The organism is Brevibacillus fluminis, assembly GCF_003710825.1.
GTDB classification, from domain to species: Bacteria; Bacillota; Bacilli; order Brevibacillales; family Brevibacillaceae; genus Brevibacillus_D; species Brevibacillus_D fluminis.
Map to the genome: position 1 here is coordinate 1 of NZ_RHHQ01000037.1, position 390 is coordinate 390.

A 390-nucleotide genomic window follows, 5' to 3' on the forward strand; every position below is an offset into this window, starting at 1 on the left:
GGGGTGTAGATGACGCTCCACTTGTACGAACCGGTTTCAACCGTATCGCCCAAACGCTGCGGAGTGAACGGTTCGCGGATGCCCCATGTGTCCTGCCGATATTTGCGGTAGTTGGCGGGCTTGGAGCAAGGGACTATCCCATTTTCGTGAATCAGAATCGGCATGTTCCGGTTTCGCTCGATCCATGCCGCCGTGCCGACATGATCCTCGTGCCCGTGCGTCAATACCACCTGCTCGAAGGAAGTGGCTTCATAAAATGAAATTAGCTCGTCTTCGAGAATTTTCGCTCCGGTATCGATCAGCAGTCCATCCACCAGATAGAGATAAACGGAAGAATCTTTACCGCCGATCGACACTTTGCAGTCGATACACGTGACGTTTTCATATGTA

1 protein-coding gene is annotated in these 390 nt (G+C 52.1%); it reads right to left on the reverse strand.

Going from position 1 to position 390, the window contains the following annotated elements; all coding sequences use genetic code 11:
- The coding region (locus EDM56_RS30710) for an MBL fold metallo-hydrolase (RefSeq protein ID WP_148040437.1) at positions 1 to 390 on the reverse strand (390 nt) is incomplete at both ends.